The organism is Paenibacillus sp. EB106-05-06-XG162 (genome assembly GCF_058791655.1).
The window spans coordinates 393874-409502 of the sequence record NZ_JBYTDT010000001.1 but is presented as its reverse complement, the minus strand read 5'-3'; the positions used below and the strand labels follow the sequence as shown (position 1 = coordinate 409502).

Sequence of the window (15629 nt, the reverse complement as noted above, 5' to 3'; positions counted from 1 at the left end):
AGCAAAGATGCGTGTAAAACACAAAAAACCTGAGTAAATCGCGTTTCAACCACGCTGATACTCAGGATTTTTTACGTTCCAACCTATTCAATTCGTTCTAAATTACCATTCGCATCCATCTTGAAGCGAGTCTTGTTCTCTTCTTCCTCTTCTGAGAGAAAGGCTAGCCGACGTGCACGATCCATAATCTGAATCAGGGCTTTATAATCATCATTTACGACACGATAGTCTGTCTGGACATCGTTAACTTCACGGGAGAGACGTTCGTTCTCTTTGCGTAAATACAAGAGTTCCTCTTCTTTATCGCGTATCTCTCTCTCGAGTGATTTAATCTGACGGCCCACATCTTGATAGGCGCCCTTCCATTGACGCAGAAACCGAATAACCGCATCAATCGATATCGATTCTTCACTCATATTCTCGTGTTTAAAGGATGTCTCTTCCGCTGCTTCCATCGTCATCAGAGATGCAACATGAGCTCCCTCGACCATCATCGGTTGCTTCTTCATGTAATTCCGCTTTTGTCGTTGTGCTTTGGCATTCTGAATCGCTGTTTCATATTTCTTACGTACAAAGCTGTTCCAGCGGAAACCACAAGCCGCCGATGTTCTTCCAATTTTCTCGCCTACTTCTTCAAACGCAGCCAGCTGTGTACTCCCTTCGCGTATATGACGCAAAGTCACCTCAGCCAAAATCAAATCATCCTCAACGCTCCATGCATCCTGTCTAATGGCAGTCATGCAATAAACCTCCTAACAACATTCTAAAATAAACCGATATCAAAGCAGCTAACTTCCATCCGCTTTTATAAATCGGGGGTAAAAATGTGCTTACTCCATCTCTATGCCCTTGGTAGAGTTCATAGAATCTTTTTTCTACTATTTTGTATAACCAAATTAACAGGGGCTCATACCTATTTTTTGACAAAGTATAAAAATCAATAATAAATGTCACCATAATGATAAAAGTTTGCTATTTCGTCACGAATCCTGATTTACACTTCAGATCGCGAAGGATATAATAGGACTAGAAAATTATGGTCGATGCGTTAGAGAGGGGGATGTACATAATGGCACGTATGTTTCGCGTATTAGGCTTCTTCACATTGATGATTGGGCTCATGGCATTCGCCGGAGATATGATGGAGATGGCAATACTGTTCTTCATGCAGACTGCATTCTTTGTACTGCTGGGCTACCTGAAGTTCACCGAAAAGACCTATATTCTTATTTTCTGGGGATATATGATCGTAACCTTTACCGGTTTCAGTTATTGGACCGTCTTTGAAATGGGTTTACCTTTTTAATCTACACGCAAATACCAAAAACGATCGAAACCGTCATCGGTTCGATCGTTTTTTTATGATTTAGATTTGTTAGGGTTATTTTATCCTTTTCGCCCCACCCATACTTTGAACAATTCACTCATTTGATCACTCAATAGCAGCTGTCTAATCGCTCGGTTACGCTTCGCAATGGGGTCGAACGGGTCTGCCGTGTAATGATCCTGTAACTTCTGGAGCAGTCCGGCCTCCATCAGGAACTGCTTCTGGGTACCGTAGAAAGCACGTGTAATGCCAGATTCTTTAGCGACGCATTCCATGGCAGTAAAGTCCACGTGTGCGGTAATATCTTGATCCCCTACGTTGATATATGGATTATCGTGTGCCAGATGCCGATGATAACAGATCAATGTTCCCTTCATCCGGTGCGCTGCTGCAATCTCTCTCGTCTGATCTCCATAATCGATCACGATGCAATATCCCTGATGAATCACTGTAGTCATGTCCCGAATCCATGCTAACGCACCTAGATTGACCTCTAACTCTTGCTGGGGTCGAAGCTGAACCCCTTGTCCTAACACATGCTGCTGTACATATTCTTCAACTTCAGGCGCAGCATCGCTCCACAGGCTCACGAATGCCTCTGATTCCACATCCCAGCGAACAAACTGTTGTTCGAGCTCTCCCCATCCTCGTTCCATCCCGGGATACCGTACCCGTTCAACAGGAAATGCATCGAGCAGTTCATTGGCAATGACGATCATGGGATTTTGATCTTTTCGATCATAAAATTCTGCTTCTGTCCACCATTCTGCCTGTTTCCCCGCTGCGTTCAAATGATTCTGTGATAGCTGACGGTGGTAATCGCTCTGCTCCACAATCGTGTATTGAATATAGGGATACATATCAGGATAGCTAATCTCAAGTGACTCAAGGATTTGAAGACCAAGCCGGCCCGTTCCCGCTCCCCATTCCACTATACGAACCTGCTGATTCTTTCCCTTGTGAAATTTTTCTTCTTCTATTATAAGTGCAATTTTCGCTGCCAGCATTTCCCCCATCAATGACCCTACATTCGAGCTGGTATAGAAATCGCCTTCCTTCCCGATCTTGGGACGATCTGTCTTATAGTATCCTGCTTCTGAATGATATAAACATAGCTCCATATATCGACCAAAGGGTATGCGCTGCATGGGATTATCTTTCATTTCATCTCGAATATATTGAATTAATTGATCTGTTCCTTGATAATGAGACAAGAGAGACATCCTTTCTACCGAAAGCTGAAGTTAATGTGAATCCGTCATGATTTCATTTCACTCTCATATATTTATATGGACCAAGCTAAGGGGGACACCCGATGAAATATTGGATTCGCGGACTTGCGTGCTTGCTCTGTATGGTCCTGTTATTTACAACATGGAAACCCATTCTGATCCTCGCCGAGCCCACAGATGAAGATACCAGACAAATTCTTGAGAAAAGCCTATCGATTGTCGAAATCGATCATGAAATTGAGCGTATTCAAAAAGAACTTGATGCACTAAAAGAGCAATCATCTGCCATTCAGGCTCAATTATCTGCAAAAAAAGAGCAAATCGAGATCAAACGCAAGCAAGCCGGACAAGTATTACGTGCATATTATATGGGAGACCGTGATTCACTGCTTGCAGCGATCTTATCCCTCGATAGCCTTGAGAAGTTCTTCCTGGTCTATGACTACTACTCCATCATCATGGAGCAGGATCATGATATTCTGACAACTTTCGCCTCCGAATACAAGGACATCGAGAAGCTCGGGCTCCGTTACCAAGAGAAGCAGACCAAACTATCCGAAGTTCTCGAGAATCTGACCAAACAGCGTACCCGCGTATTAGCGCTTCAAAATGAAGTAAATGATCAGCTCGCACACAGTACGGACTCGGAGCAGTTAAAGAAATTAATTGATGAACTCACAAGCTTCTGGCAGAACATTGGTATGTATGAAGTACGATCTTACTTCAAGGCCCTCTCGGATGCAATGCAGGACTTGCCAAGTCTCATTAAGAATACCGAAGGCAGCCTTGTCATTAATGGACTCAATTACACCATCAATCTGCGAGAAGAGGATCTGAATCAATTCTTGCGTAATAAAAATGAGATGTTCAAAAATTTCGCATTTCGATTCGAGAAAGACCAGCTCGTCGCATACGGTGAACGCAATGCGATCAAAGTCGAAATTAAGGGACATTATACCGTCGAGAGTACGCCAGAGAATTGCATCCTGTTTCATGTGGATCATCTTTTATTCAATGGTCTTGAACTTCCAGATACGACGCGTCAAGCGCTAGAGAAAGAATTCGATCTTGGGTTCTATCCTGCCAAACTCGTCTCCTTCATCCAAGCGACAAGCGTAAAGATCGAGGATGGCACCTTGGAAGTCAAACTGAAAATGAGCTTATAAGTGTTATACATAATCGGGGGCACCTTCTACGGATTAACCATAGTCGATGTCCCCTTTTCAATCTCATCATGTGGATCAACACTTTTAATCGTGTCCATCTCAAGCGACTCCAATTGCATCGCAAGCGTTTGTATAGGAACGAGGTTCTGAACGTATTGACCGAAGACATGCCCCAGTTTCTTCATCTCTTGAACGTGTGATGGTGAGTTCTTTATTCCCAAATCTGTCACTTGAGCGAGCCTGTCACGAATTGCTCCTGGTAAAGCAGGAAGCGAGGATGGCGTATACATATATTTCAAAGATGGAAGCATCCTTGACTCTTGAAATACTTCTTCTTGCGCTTTGGAAGTTGTCATCGCTTGAATCCAATCCTTCGCTTCCTTCTCCAATCGTGTTTTTGAAGAAATAACGAAGCTCTGACTCCGAGCCCAATAACTTTTCCCATTTTGCGCCGGATTGACAGCTTCGATGCTGAGTTCTCCATGATGATGCTGCTGCCATGCGGAAAACGTTGATACTATCGCCAGCACCTCTCCGCGCGCCATCATTTCCCATAACGTTGTCGAATCTTTCGTCATATAGAGATGAGGACGGAGTGACTCCAACAATGTTGACATGTCCCCCGTACTCCCTAATCTTCGCAATAAAGATAATATCTGATATCCATCATTCTGATCTGCCGCCATAAGATATGGACCATTGGGCAATTTGGCGAAATGGCGCTCAAGGTTGATCCATCCCTCCTTCTCGCTCGGTAGCTGATCCATCGATAATTCCCTCAATAACTTAGGGTTCCATACTAGAATATAAGGATCAACGTCTTTGGGGATCCCCCATATGTATCCATTCCACTTCACTTGATTCATAATCCAATCTAATGGCTCAGAAGCTGCTACTCCCGAGAAATAAGAGTCTACCGGCAGCAAATATCCTGAGACAGCAAATTTGTTCACCCATTCACTCTGCAGCAGCATAACATCTGTGGCATCTCCGAGCATAGCTTGTTCTGCATATCGTTGGTACGCATCTTCTGGATATGTATTTGAAAGTTCAACAACCACCTGGTGTTCACGCATATATTGCTGATTCATCGTCTGCAGCACCGCAAATTGATCAGGCTCCAGATTCACCGAAACCGATAATTTCTCTTCGCGTTCTGTCGGATCCCCAGATGGCTCAACCGCAATTTGGTTCGTATCTTGCTCCCGCTTCTCCGTATTTCGATTCGGTGTAACACCATTCATAGGGGTTAATAGAAGAAGAATTAAGAGCAACATAACAAAGAGCATAATTGTATTTCTTTTGTTAGACATGAACTCTCCACCGCCCCCACTTTCATGCTTTTATTCTAGCAAGGTTATACGCATTTGTCGCCTACAAAAAAGCCTGCCTCAAAATCGAGGCAGACTTTTAGAGACTTCAATCATATCACCCTACCCTTACAATAAATCAGCAGCCAATTGCGCGAGCTTCGAACGTTCACCTTTTTCGAGCGTAATATGACCGCTAATCCCTTCTTGCTTAAATCGTTCTACGATATAAGTCAGCCCATTGCTCGCCGCATCCAGATAAGGATGGTCAATTTGCTCTGGATCGCCCATCAGAATGATTTTACTACCTTCCCCGACCCGGGAGACAATCGTCTTCACCTCATGCTTCGATAAGTTCTGCGCCTCATCAATAATGATGAATTGACCTGGAATCGAGCGCCCACGGATATAAGTCAATGCTTCGACCTGAATACTTCCAAGCCCGACTAATATTTTATCAATATCCCCTGCTTTCTTCGTGTCGAAAAGGTATTCCAAATTATCATAGATCGGCTGCATCCATGGGCGAAGCTTCTCATCTTTCTCCCCTGGTAAAAACCCGATATCTTTGCCCATAGGAACGACAGGTCTAGCTATTAGCAGCTTCTTGTATTTGTGCTCATCTTCCACTTTCATCAATCCTGCTGCAAGTGCGAGCAACGTCTTACCTGTACCAGCCTTCCCTGTAATCGTTACAAGGGGAATGTCATCATTGAGCAGCAGTTCGAGTGCCATTCGCTGTTGCGCATTCCGAGCACTGATGCCCCATATAGGGTCATTGCTTAGGAATAAAGGCTCTAGCTTCGTTGCTTCTGCATTGACACGCAGTAGAGCTGACTTGCTCGAACCCATTTCATCGCGTAAGATAACGAATTCATTGGCATACAGAGGGTACTTCAATTGCAGCTGTGAAATATTTAAAAACCGATACGTATAAAACTCATCAATGACGGAAGGGTGCACATGAAGCGTTAAGTTACCAAGGTATAAGTCAGTCAACGACACCGTGCGGTCCGATAAATAATCCTGCGTGTTGAGCCCGAGAACATCCGATTTGATTCGCACCAAGACATCTTTACTGACAAGAATGACGAGTCTCGGCTCAGCAGTCTGTTGTTCTTCGATGTGATAATTCAAGGCAACCGCTAGAATTCGATTATCGTTCGTAATCTCCCCGAACATTTCTTGAACTCGAACAAAGCTCCGATGATTGAGCTCCACGGTGAGTGTTCCGCCTTGATCCAGCTGGATACCGCTATGCAAATGCCCCTTTTCACGAAGACTGTCCAATAACCGGGATACATATCTTGCATTTCTTCCGATTTCATCTGCATTCCGTTTCTTGGAATCAATCTCCTCCAATACCACCGCAGGAATGATGACATCATTATCCTCAAAAGCAAAAATCGCATTGGGATCGTGTAATAATACATTCGTATCCAACACAAATATTTTCTTCATCTGCGCCGCCTCCAAGCGTGGTAATCACTGCCGCATCGCGTAATACATTTTCTTATGATCGAGCCAATCCAATTGAGGTAAAGACCTGGCCATCACCCTCTCCTCAGAATAATACGAAGCAATAGCCGTTAACATGCCCCTTAAATAGGCAAAAGCCCAGTGAAAAATTCACTAGGCTTTACGCATCGCTGCAAAAACTTGTCCATCTAACTTGTCCGCAGCACGTTTATCATAAGTTTTCTCATATGCAGGAATCATAGAGATTCGTGCGCCATAGAACATCGCATCACGTACCGTGTCGACCTTCACTTCCACACAAGCAAGCTTGATAGGTACCTCTGCGAGCGGGGCAGCGATGATCTCACTTGTCCCATATACCGCGTGAAGAGAACCAATACTAAATATCGATATCGTAACTTTCGGATTCTGCTCCAGATTTGCAATCAGTCTAGAACGCTGATCAATCGCGAACCGCAGAGTCTTGTTATCCACAGCATAAACCCATGAAATAGCATTCGTCGTCGGACCGCTCGATTCGGCATCAACCGTACTTAACAAGACGAAGGATTCCTCTTCTAATTGCTTCAGCAAAGCTTCGGATAATGAATCAATCACTTCTGCCATTGGACCTTAGCCTCCTATAACCTATCGGTTGCGAATGTTGGAACAACCTTTAATTAATTATATGATAGCACAGGAAGAAATTTGCATCCACTAGCAGAAATGCCTACGCCCGATAAAGTTACATCATTATTGAAGGCTAAGCTGCTGCTTCAATGCTTGCTTGGCAGCTTCGAACTTATCGTCATCCAAATAGACATAAGGACTTTTCCACTTTCCTTCGATCGGAATGAATTGAATATTATCCTTATTCATCGTGATGTACGTCGTAATCATATCTTTAATTTGCTCTTTCTGAATATCCATCTTCAGATTCTTACCAACAGACTCGATGATCGCCGGCACCTTCGTTAACCCGTCGAAGCTCTGCAACTTACGCATCATTTCATGAAGAACTTCACTTTGTCTGCGGTTTCTGTCGAAGTCGCTCGAACCTTTCGTCGGGTTCTTCGTGTTGGATTTCCGGTAACGAACAAAATCCAGCGCATCCTCGCCATTCAAGGTCTGGAAGCCCTTCTTTAAATTAATATTCGTATTATCCGCCGTATCAATATAACGCATGTCCATGTCGACATTGACATCGACACCGCCAAGCGCATCAACCACATCACTAAAGCCCTTGAAATTAATCATAGCAACATAATCGATCGGGATATCCAGATATTTACTGACCATTTCTTTGATCTCGTCATTGGCTGTGTCTTTATTCTTCGAACGGAAAGTAGCATAGTAACTATTGATCTTATGGGATTTATACCCTCGAAGCTCCACCTTAGTATCCCGAGGAATCGAGACGACTGTCGCGCTCTTCCTCTCTGGATTTAACGTCGCAACCATAAAGACGTCCGTATTGAGACCACCAGATTCCTCACGTGTATCCACCCCAAGGAGCAAGATCGATACCGGCTTCACTTTGGCGGATTCTTCCGGAGGAAGAGGCTTCTCATCGACCACCGTCGAAATATTATCTAATTCCTTATCCGCTTTGTGGACGACATAACCAACATATGTACAAGCCGCTAGAATGCCGACGATTAGCAGAATTCCCAACATCTTAAAGACTTTCCGCACGGGACTCTTGGGCTTCTTCGGCTTCTGAGCGCTACGTTTCCGTTTTGGACCCTCCCTCGGCGGGAGACCAGTAGCTGGACTCATTTGCAACAACACCTTTTCAAATGCTAAATCAGTAATTATTCGTTGTATTTCGGGTTCGAGTTTATGTCATGAAGCAACTGTTCAGCGTTTTCGCGTGGAACCATTTGTTTCTTCGCTTTTCCATCGATTACATACTTGATATGTACCATCGTATCGTCAACCGTGACGATATCAAATTCAGTCATCCCATGATCCTCTTGAAGAATCGTGGCGAAGAACTGAACCGTATCTACTGCTGCGCGATCATCTGGTCTTGCATCTGCAACCATTCGAATTTGAAGCCAATTAAACAAGGCATCCTGCAGCTTCATTCCTTATTCCCCTTTCAACCTTTGACTATAGCCTACTTGCCATCCGCAGAGGGTTGTCCAGCGCTTTTACGCTTCTGGCGCGCTTCGACAAAATATCGAATGCGCACCATTAGCATCAAGGCGACAGCCACCGTTAGACAAGGAATAATGGGTAATTTATCAATTTGAAACACGAGCAGCACAAACGCTCCAACTGCGATCACCAAATAGATCACAACGTCTTTGAGGATCGGCAATTTACGAACACGAAACACTTTATTAAAGATATACACCAAGAAACAATAAATGATTAGAAAAGATATAATCGGATGCGCAGCAAACCAGTCATGAAACATGCTGTTCACTCCTCTTTCTTGATTAGATGTAACTTCGATTCATGCTGCCCGTGTGAATTTCAAATCCACGCTCACACTTAGACGTTAGCTTCTGCCGTTTTACGGTGTTTCTCCGCACGTTCACGCTCGTTCTTGTTCAGAATTTTCTTGCGGAGACGAATGGATTTCGGCGTAATTTCGCAATACTCATCGTCATTCAAGTACTCTAATGCTTGCTCAAGCGTATATAAACGAGGTGTTTTCATTTTGACGGTATCATCTTTACCTGCTGAACGAATGTTGTTCAATTGTTTTTCTTTACAGATATTCACGATAATATCGTTATCCCGTGTGTGTTCACCCACGATCATACCTTCATATACTTCTGAACCCGGCTGCAGGAATAGAATCCCACGATCCTCGATCGAAAGAATACCATACAATGTCGACGTACCGTTCTCACTGGATACCAACACGCCTTGGTGACGTCCACCAACTTGACCTGTAACAAGCGGTCCATAGCTATCGAATGCATGGTTCATAATGCCGTAACCGCGTGTTAGTGTTAGGAAGTTCGTACGATATCCGATCAATCCACGAGCTGGGATAAGGAACTCAAGACGTACTTGGCCATTTCCATGGTTAATCATGTTGACCATTTCCGCTTTACGTGATCCAAGGCTCTCCATAACGGAACCCATGCTCTCTTCTGGAATATCAATCAACAAACGTTCGATTGGCTCCATTTTCACGCCGTTTTCAACACGGATGATAACTTCAGGTTTGGATACTTGAAGCTCGAAACCTTCACGACGCATATTTTCAATTAGAATCCCAAGGTGAAGCTCACCACGACCCGATACGATGAATGCATCTGGGCTATCTGTCTCATCGACACGCAAACTTACGTCTGTCTCAAGTTCTTTGAATAGACGCTCACGAAGCTTACGGGATGTTACCCATTTCCCTTCACGACCAGCGAATGGACTGTTATTTACGATAAATGTCATTTGAAGTGTTGGCTCATCGATTTTGAGGACTGGCAATGCTTCAGGGTTCGCAGGATCTGCAATGGTCTCACCAATGTTGATATCCTTGATACCAGCAATCGCGATAATGTCGCCCGCACCCGCTTCTTCAACTTCAATACGCTTTAAGCCTTGGAAGCCGAACAATTTCTCGATACGCGCTTGCTTCATCTGACCTTCACGTGTCATAACAGCGACCGATTGACCTTGACGAATCGTTCCACGGTTCACGCGACCAATCGCAATACGACCCAAATATTCGTTGTAATCCATTAATGTTACGAGGAACTGAAGTGGTAGTGTTACATCCTCCGTTGGAGATGGGATGTGGCTAGTAATCGTCTCATAGAGTGCAAGCATGTTCTCATCTTGTTGCTCTGGATCCAAGCTGGATGTACCGTTCAATGCTGATGCATATACAACTGGGAAATCCAACTGCTCATCATTTGCACCTAGCTCGATAAAGAGCTCCAATACTTCGTCTATAACTTCTGCAGGACGAGCATTAGGACGGTCAATTTTGTTCACGACAACGATCGGTGTTAATTGGCTCTCAAGCGCTTTACGAAGTACAAACTTCGTCTGTGGCATACATCCTTCGAATGCATCGACAACGAGCAATACACCATCGACCATTTTCATGATCCGTTCAACTTCACCACCGAAGTCCGCATGGCCTGGTGTATCCATAATGTTAATTAAGAACTCTTTATACGTAATGGCTGTGTTCTTCGCCAAAATCGTAATTCCGCGTTCACGTTCAATATCACCGGAGTCCATCGCGCGCTCTGTTACTTGTTCATTTTCACGGAATGTTCCGGATTGCTGTAGCAACTTATCGACAAGTGTCGTTTTCCCGTGGTCAACGTGTGCGATAATTGCGATATTACGAATGTTTTCTCTTGAATGCATAAGAAATGTTCAAATCCTTTCAATATCTTAAATTTAATTGTAAATCCAAAGGGTATGCTTTACACAAAATAAGCGCCAGGCAAGATGCCGACGCTTGACATATCCCTTTAATTATACGGAATTGTATTAAAAATGCAAACTGAATTTTGCGTTATGCAAGGATTACCATTTGCTTTTCCGTTTCCAGAAGACAAGTACAAGCCCAACGACAATAAGACCAATAGCTATGAAATAAATCCCAATCGTCCACAGCAACGTCGCTGCCAAGAAGACGACGGTAATGATCGTTAAGATCAAGGAGGCGATATAAGCGCCATGCGGTCGGTCCTGACTAAACACATAATATTCATACAAGCCTACGGCGACGCCAAAAATAAAGAACGGCCATAGATATTGAAGCGATTCCCAACCTGCCAGGTTGCAGATGAGAAATATTAGACCATACGTCGTAAGTATTCCAGCGGGTATGAGTATTCCTGCAGGCAGCACTCTCGAGAAGTATAGGAACTGCAATAGAATGCCGGGTATCAATATAAATAACGGCCAGAACACTTCGCCGATAAAGTTAAATACACCCAGTTTGCCCAGCAAGATTACGATACCTACAAATAAGATACCGATCCCTAGTCCCTGCTGTTTATTCGTCATCCCCTTACCCCCAGTCAATATCTTCATTTGGACAAGACAAAAAGCGACAGATTCTACCTTTAGTTTATCTGAACTTCTTCAAAAAAACCACCGCCACAAAAAAAAAATTCCGCAGGCACTTCCTGCAGAATGAAAAATTAATGCGAGTAGGATTGTCTACGTTTGAATGCAAGCCCAATGGAAATTACAATAAAAGCAAGCAGCACGGGAACTATCGTATATAGAGCAGGTACCCAGTCATGAAATAGCCATTCTTGCATTTTCGGGTCTTCCATGAGCATTTGGCCTGCCGTGAATCCTAGGATGCCAGAACCGAGGTAGATCAGCACCGGATATCGATGAAGTAAGTTCATGATCATCGTACTGCCCCAGACGATAATCGGAATACTCAGTGCAATCCCGACAATAATAAGAGGAAAATCTCCTTTAGCTACAGCTGCAATCGCAAGCACATTATCTAAACTCATGACGAAGTCAGCGATGAGAATCGTCTGGACCGCCAGCCACAAGCTCGAAGCAGACTTTACGCGTCCCAAAGTCTCTTCATCGATAAGCAGCTTTACCGCAATATAGAGCAGTAGACAAGCACCGATCGCCTGAATTAAGGGAATGTCCAGTAGGAACATGGCTGCAACGGTCAGTATGCAACGAAGAATCACCGCGCCGAAAGCCCCCCACCACACCGCTTGTCTACGCTGTGACACGGGCAGGTTCTTACTCGCCATGGCAATCACAACCGCATTATCACCGCTCAGAACCATGTTAATAATCAATATTTCGAGAAGTAAAAATATATTTTCCAACAGCTCACCCCCTTTTACACTTGTATGTAGGAGAGAGTCAAGCTATGCTTAAATATGGACCCTTAATAGGACTTGAATTTCAATACCATAAATTCTATCCATAAAAAAGTGCCAGAAGGGTAGACAGAGGAGTGATAGACGTGGAATTATTTAGCTTAGATTTTTTTATCGCACTAGCCAACATCGTATTCGTAGACTTGCTCCTCGCAGGTGATAATGCGATCGTCATCGGAATGGCTGCACGCAACCTCGATGTGAAACAGCAAAAGAAAGCGATTGTTCTCGGAACTTTAGGCGCCGTGCTGATCCGAATATTCGCTACAATTATAGTCGTGAAGCTGCTGCAAATCCCTTGGTTATTGCTCGTTGGAGGACTCTTGCTCCTATGGATCTCCGTCAAACTATTAGCCGATCATACGGAAGAAGAAAATATCAAGCCCGGAACCTCACTCATGGCAGCGGTGTGGACAATCATCGTCGCCGATGCCGCGATGGGTCTTGATAATGTGATCGCCGTAGCTGGAGCAGCTCAAGGGCATACACTGCTCGTCGCAATTGGTCTCATCATCAGTGTACCGATTGTTGTATGGGGAAGCACCGTATTCATTCGATTAATCGACCGATTCCCATGGATCATCTACTTCGGTTCGGCTGTGCTCGCATATAATGCCGCGAAGATGATTACGGAGGAGAAAAAGATACATCCGTTCTTTGCAGAATCTCCTGGTCTCAAGTGGACTTTCATCTTGATTATAGTTGCTGTCGTTCTTCTCGTCGGCAGATTGCTCAAGAACGCCCAACACCGACGTGAACAGCAAAATGCATAACACGCAATGAATCAAAACACAAAGGGCATCCCATCGGGATGCCCTTTTGATATTCATATAAAATTTCTAAAACCAACTATCCTCAATCAGCTTCGTTGTCGGCTCGTTACTACCTTTAAAGTCCGCAGTCACTGTTTCTTTCTCCGCACTGCTCTCCTCATCGATATCATCACGAAGAACGATAGTCTCCGTATTTTTAACCGCTTCATCGATGAGCGCATCGAGACCTTCAATATGCGCTTCGATCTGCTCAACAATTCGCAAATTCGGATTTGTAGCTGGTGATTTCGGCACGAACAAGGTACAACAATCCTCAAATGGCAGGATAGACAAATCATACGTTCCGATTTTTACAGAAATATCGATGATCTCATTCTTATCCATCATCACGAGCGGTCTGAGCAGCGGAATATCCGTTGCCTTGCCAATGACATTCATACTGCCTAGCGTCTGACTTGCCACTTGTCCCAGACTATCGCCGGTCACGAGTGCCATCGCGCGATGCTGCTCCGCAAGTTTCGTCGCAATCCGAAGCATCGAACGCCGCATCAATGTAATGATGAGGTTGTCATGACCTACCTGTGTGAACCGCGTCTGAATTTCTGTGAAAGGCACCATATGCACTTTGATCTTGCCCGCGAATCCAGCGAGAACCTTCGCCAGATCAAGCACTTTCTGTTGTGCTCGCTCACTCGTGAACGGATAGCTATGGAAATGCACACATTCGATTTCAAGCCCTCTACGAAGTGCGGACCACCCTGCGACTGGACTGTCGATCCCTCCGGATAATAAAAGCATCGCTTTTCCGTTTGACCCTAGTGGGAACCCACCGACTGCCTGAACCACCTCATGATAAATATACGTACCATCTTGACGAATCTCGATCCGCAGATCTACAACAGGCTGATTTACGTTTACCTTCAATGCTGGGAACGTCCGTAAAATCGGTGTTCCGATTAGATGATTCATTTCCTGAGATCCATGCGGGAATCCTTTCCACACACGTCGAGCACTGACCTTAAATGGAATGATCGCATCTTCTCCGTGGCGTTCCATCACTTCATGCATGAACTCCAGTGCAACTGCTTGGATATGCTCTAGCTCAGATTCGGCCCGCTTCACAAGACAAATCGAATTAATGCCAAAGACATTCTGCAGACGCGGCACCACTTGATCGGATTCTATACCATGCAGTTCAACGTAGATGCGCCCATATTCTTTACGTACCTCAACTTCTGGGAACGCCGCCACTAGACGACGTACATGGCTCAATGCTGTATTTTCAAATCTCGTCCTATTCTTGCCTTTCAGCGTAACTTCGCCGAAACGAAGAATTAACATATCGTATTTCATGAAACGTATTATCCCCTCTCAAGCGGCTTCAACTTCGTCACAATGATACGGAGCGCCGCTTCTAATGTTGCAATATCCTGTTCACTTTGTTCCGCGGCTAGACTGATTCGGATCCCACCTGCAGCACGCGCTTCATTGCACCCCATCGCTAGGAGTACTCGACTTGGCTTCAAATCCTTCGAAGAACAAGCCGATTGGGTGGACGCCATAATGTCTGATTCTTCAAGCATATGGATAATCACTTCCGGCTTCATGCCCGGATAGGAGAAATGCACAATATGTGGTGCTGCGCGTTCTGTATCTCTCCCTGAGTTCAACACCAGCTCAGGAATCGAATCAACGACCTGAATCAACTGATTTCTTAATTGCAGCATTTTCTCCACGGCTTCAGTCTGACGTTCGATCGTCATCCGAATGGCCTTTGCCATCGCTACGATACCAGGTACGTTCAATGTTCCTGGTCGCAAGCCCCGCTCTTGTTCGCCACCTGCATATAAGGATTGGAGTTGCACGCCTTCTCGGCAATATAACAAGCCAACACCTTTAGGCCCTCTTACTTTGTGCGCAGAAATACTGTAGAGGTCTACGCCCCATTCCTTCAACTGAACAGGAAGTTTGCCAAGTCCTTGAACCCCATCCACATGGAAAATGATTCGAGGATAATCGCTTAATAATTTTCCAATCTCGGCGATGGGTTGAATGCTGCCCATCTCATTATTCACATGCATGATACTCACGAGAATGGTCTGTTCGGTGATGGCTGCCTGTAAATCTTCAAGGCGAATGCATCCCGATGCATCAACCGGTAAATACGTAACATCGAACCCTTGACGCTGCATGAGTCGACAGCATTCATAGACAGAGGAATGCTCGATGCCCGTTGTAATTATATGATTCCCGCGGCTCTTCTTCTTGAGCGCTGCACCCTGAATTGCGATATTGTTACTCTCAGTCGCTCCAGATGTGAATAGGATTTCATCCGGACTTACTTTTAATGCCGCTGCAATAACTTCACGGGATCTCGTTACGAGCTTCTCCGCTGCAAGTCCAGCTTGATGAATCGAAGATGGATTGCTATATTGCATCCGCATCACTTCACTTAACGTTTGAACGACCTCATCATAGGGTGGTGTTGAAGCACAATGATCAAAGTATAGCATG

Annotated in this window: 16 protein-coding genes; 3 read left to right on the top strand and 13 right to left on the bottom strand. The window is 44.6% G+C overall.

Features of this window, described 5'->3' with window-relative positions:
* Positions 1 to 83 precede the first annotated feature (83 nt).
* Entirely contained in the window at positions 84 to 740 is a 657-nt protein-coding gene (locus AC3WU2_RS01505; protein WP_018756699.1) for an RsfA family transcriptional regulator, read from the bottom strand.
* 329 nt (positions 741 to 1069) lie between these two features.
* On the opposite strand from AC3WU2_RS01505, the gene AC3WU2_RS01500 reads away from it, so the two are divergent.
* Positions 1070 to 1306, top strand: a complete 237-nt coding sequence (locus AC3WU2_RS01500) for a DUF2626 domain-containing protein (protein ID WP_018756700.1) — start codon at positions 1070 to 1072, stop codon at positions 1304 to 1306.
* 80 nt (positions 1307 to 1386) lie between these two features.
* Here the strand turns inward: AC3WU2_RS01500 and AC3WU2_RS01495 are convergent, their stop codons facing one another.
* On the bottom strand, positions 1387 to 2541 hold the full coding sequence (locus tag AC3WU2_RS01495) for a class I SAM-dependent methyltransferase (protein WP_492450668.1): 1155 nt from the start codon (positions 2539 to 2541) through the stop codon (positions 1387 to 1389).
* A gap of 101 nt (positions 2542 to 2642) precedes the next feature.
* Here AC3WU2_RS01495 and AC3WU2_RS01490 point away from each other — a divergent pair, with 101 nt between their 5' ends.
* Positions 2643 to 3725, top strand: a complete 1083-nt coding sequence (locus AC3WU2_RS01490) for a coiled-coil domain-containing protein (RefSeq protein ID WP_492450666.1) — start codon at positions 2643 to 2645, stop codon at positions 3723 to 3725.
* A gap of 26 nt (positions 3726 to 3751) precedes the next feature.
* On the opposite strand, the gene AC3WU2_RS01485 is transcribed toward AC3WU2_RS01490, so the two are convergent.
* From AC3WU2_RS01485 to AC3WU2_RS01445, 9 genes are all read right to left on the bottom strand, one after another.
* Positions 3752 to 5038 (bottom strand): extracellular solute-binding protein, encoded by a 1287-nt coding sequence (locus tag AC3WU2_RS01485; protein WP_492450664.1) that lies wholly within the window; start codon positions 5036 to 5038, stop codon positions 3752 to 3754.
* Between the two features lie 126 nt (positions 5039 to 5164).
* Complete coding sequence (locus tag AC3WU2_RS01480) at positions 5165 to 6496, bottom strand: PhoH family protein (protein WP_492450662.1); 1332 nt, start codon at positions 6494 to 6496, stop codon at positions 5165 to 5167.
* Between the two features lie 171 nt (positions 6497 to 6667).
* Entirely contained in the window at positions 6668 to 7120 is a 453-nt protein-coding gene (locus AC3WU2_RS01475; RefSeq protein WP_492450660.1) for a pyridoxamine 5'-phosphate oxidase family protein, read from the bottom strand.
* Between the two features lie 126 nt (positions 7121 to 7246).
* Positions 7247 to 8272 (bottom strand): LCP family protein, encoded by a 1026-nt coding sequence (locus AC3WU2_RS01470; RefSeq protein WP_492450658.1) that lies wholly within the window; start codon positions 8270 to 8272, stop codon positions 7247 to 7249.
* A gap of 35 nt (positions 8273 to 8307) precedes the next feature.
* Positions 8308 to 8583 carry a hypothetical protein gene (locus AC3WU2_RS01465; RefSeq protein ID WP_379342613.1) on the bottom strand — a complete coding sequence of 92 codons (276 nt, stop codon included), beginning with the start codon at positions 8581 to 8583 and terminating at the stop codon, positions 8308 to 8310.
* 32 nt (positions 8584 to 8615) lie between these two features.
* Positions 8616 to 8918, bottom strand: a complete 303-nt coding sequence (locus AC3WU2_RS01460) for a YlaH-like family protein (RefSeq protein ID WP_018756708.1) — start codon at positions 8916 to 8918, stop codon at positions 8616 to 8618.
* 77 nt (positions 8919 to 8995) lie between these two features.
* Positions 8996 to 10837 (bottom strand): translational GTPase TypA, encoded by a 1842-nt coding sequence (gene typA / locus AC3WU2_RS01455; protein WP_379342610.1) that lies wholly within the window; start codon positions 10835 to 10837, stop codon positions 8996 to 8998.
* 162 nt (positions 10838 to 10999) lie between these two features.
* Positions 11000 to 11485: a hypothetical protein gene (locus AC3WU2_RS01450; RefSeq protein WP_018756710.1), complete on the bottom strand. Its 486-nt coding sequence runs from the start codon at positions 11483 to 11485 to the stop codon at positions 11000 to 11002.
* Positions 11486 to 11622: 137 nt separating this feature from the next.
* Positions 11623 to 12288: a TerC family protein gene (locus AC3WU2_RS01445; RefSeq protein WP_018756711.1), complete on the bottom strand. Its 666-nt coding sequence runs from the start codon at positions 12286 to 12288 to the stop codon at positions 11623 to 11625.
* Positions 12289 to 12428: 140 nt separating this feature from the next.
* Between AC3WU2_RS01445 and AC3WU2_RS01440 the strand changes: the two genes are divergently transcribed.
* Positions 12429 to 13115: a TerC family protein gene (locus AC3WU2_RS01440; RefSeq protein ID WP_492450654.1), complete on the top strand. Its 687-nt coding sequence runs from the start codon at positions 12429 to 12431 to the stop codon at positions 13113 to 13115.
* Between the two features lie 66 nt (positions 13116 to 13181).
* On the opposite strand, the gene thiI is transcribed toward AC3WU2_RS01440, so the two are convergent.
* Together thiI and AC3WU2_RS01430 are read right to left on the bottom strand one after the other, a co-directional pair.
* Positions 13182 to 14468: a tRNA uracil 4-sulfurtransferase ThiI gene (thiI, locus tag AC3WU2_RS01435; protein ID WP_492450652.1), complete on the bottom strand. Its 1287-nt coding sequence runs from the start codon at positions 14466 to 14468 to the stop codon at positions 13182 to 13184.
* A gap of 8 nt (positions 14469 to 14476) precedes the next feature.
* A complete protein-coding gene (locus AC3WU2_RS01430; protein ID WP_492450650.1) occupies positions 14477 to 15628 on the bottom strand; it encodes a cysteine desulfurase family protein in 1152 nt (383 codons plus the stop codon).
* Position 15629: the final 1 nt, after the last annotated feature.

What these genes read in the sequence shown, in the direction of transcription:
- AC3WU2_RS01500 (WP_018756700.1), top strand. Translation starts at nt 1,070, where the DNA reads ATGGCACGTATGTTTCGCGTATTAGGCTTCTTCACATTGATGATTGGG.
- AC3WU2_RS01490 (WP_492450666.1), top strand. Translation starts at nt 2,643, where the DNA reads ATGAAATATTGGATTCGCGGACTTGCGTGCTTGCTCTGTATGGTCCTG.
- AC3WU2_RS01475 (WP_492450660.1), bottom strand. Translation starts at nt 7,120, where the DNA reads ATGGCAGAAGTGATTGATTCATTATCCGAAGCTTTGCTGAAGCAATTA.
- AC3WU2_RS01430 (WP_492450650.1), bottom strand. Translation starts at nt 15,628, where the DNA reads ATGCTATACTTTGATCATTGTGCTTCAACACCACCCTATGATGAGGTC.
- AC3WU2_RS01460 (WP_018756708.1), bottom strand. Translation starts at nt 8,918, where the DNA reads ATGTTTCATGACTGGTTTGCTGCGCATCCGATTATATCTTTTCTAATC.
- AC3WU2_RS01470 (WP_492450658.1), bottom strand. Translation starts at nt 8,272, where the DNA reads ATGAGTCCAGCTACTGGTCTCCCGCCGAGGGAGGGTCCAAAACGGAAA.
- AC3WU2_RS01505 (WP_018756699.1), bottom strand. Translation starts at nt 740, where the DNA reads ATGACTGCCATTAGACAGGATGCATGGAGCGTTGAGGATGATTTGATT.
- AC3WU2_RS01450 (WP_018756710.1), bottom strand. Translation starts at nt 11,485, where the DNA reads ATGACGAATAAACAGCAGGGACTAGGGATCGGTATCTTATTTGTAGGT.
- AC3WU2_RS01485 (WP_492450664.1), bottom strand. Translation starts at nt 5,038, where the DNA reads ATGTCTAACAAAAGAAATACAATTATGCTCTTTGTTATGTTGCTCTTA.
- typA (WP_379342610.1), bottom strand. Translation starts at nt 10,837, where the DNA reads ATGCATTCAAGAGAAAACATTCGTAATATCGCAATTATCGCACACGTT.
- thiI (WP_492450652.1), bottom strand. Translation starts at nt 14,468, where the DNA reads ATGAAATACGATATGTTAATTCTTCGTTTCGGCGAAGTTACGCTGAAA.
- AC3WU2_RS01465 (WP_379342613.1), bottom strand. Translation starts at nt 8,583, where the DNA reads ATGAAGCTGCAGGATGCCTTGTTTAATTGGCTTCAAATTCGAATGGTT.
- AC3WU2_RS01480 (WP_492450662.1), bottom strand. Translation starts at nt 6,496, where the DNA reads ATGAAGAAAATATTTGTGTTGGATACGAATGTATTATTACACGATCCC.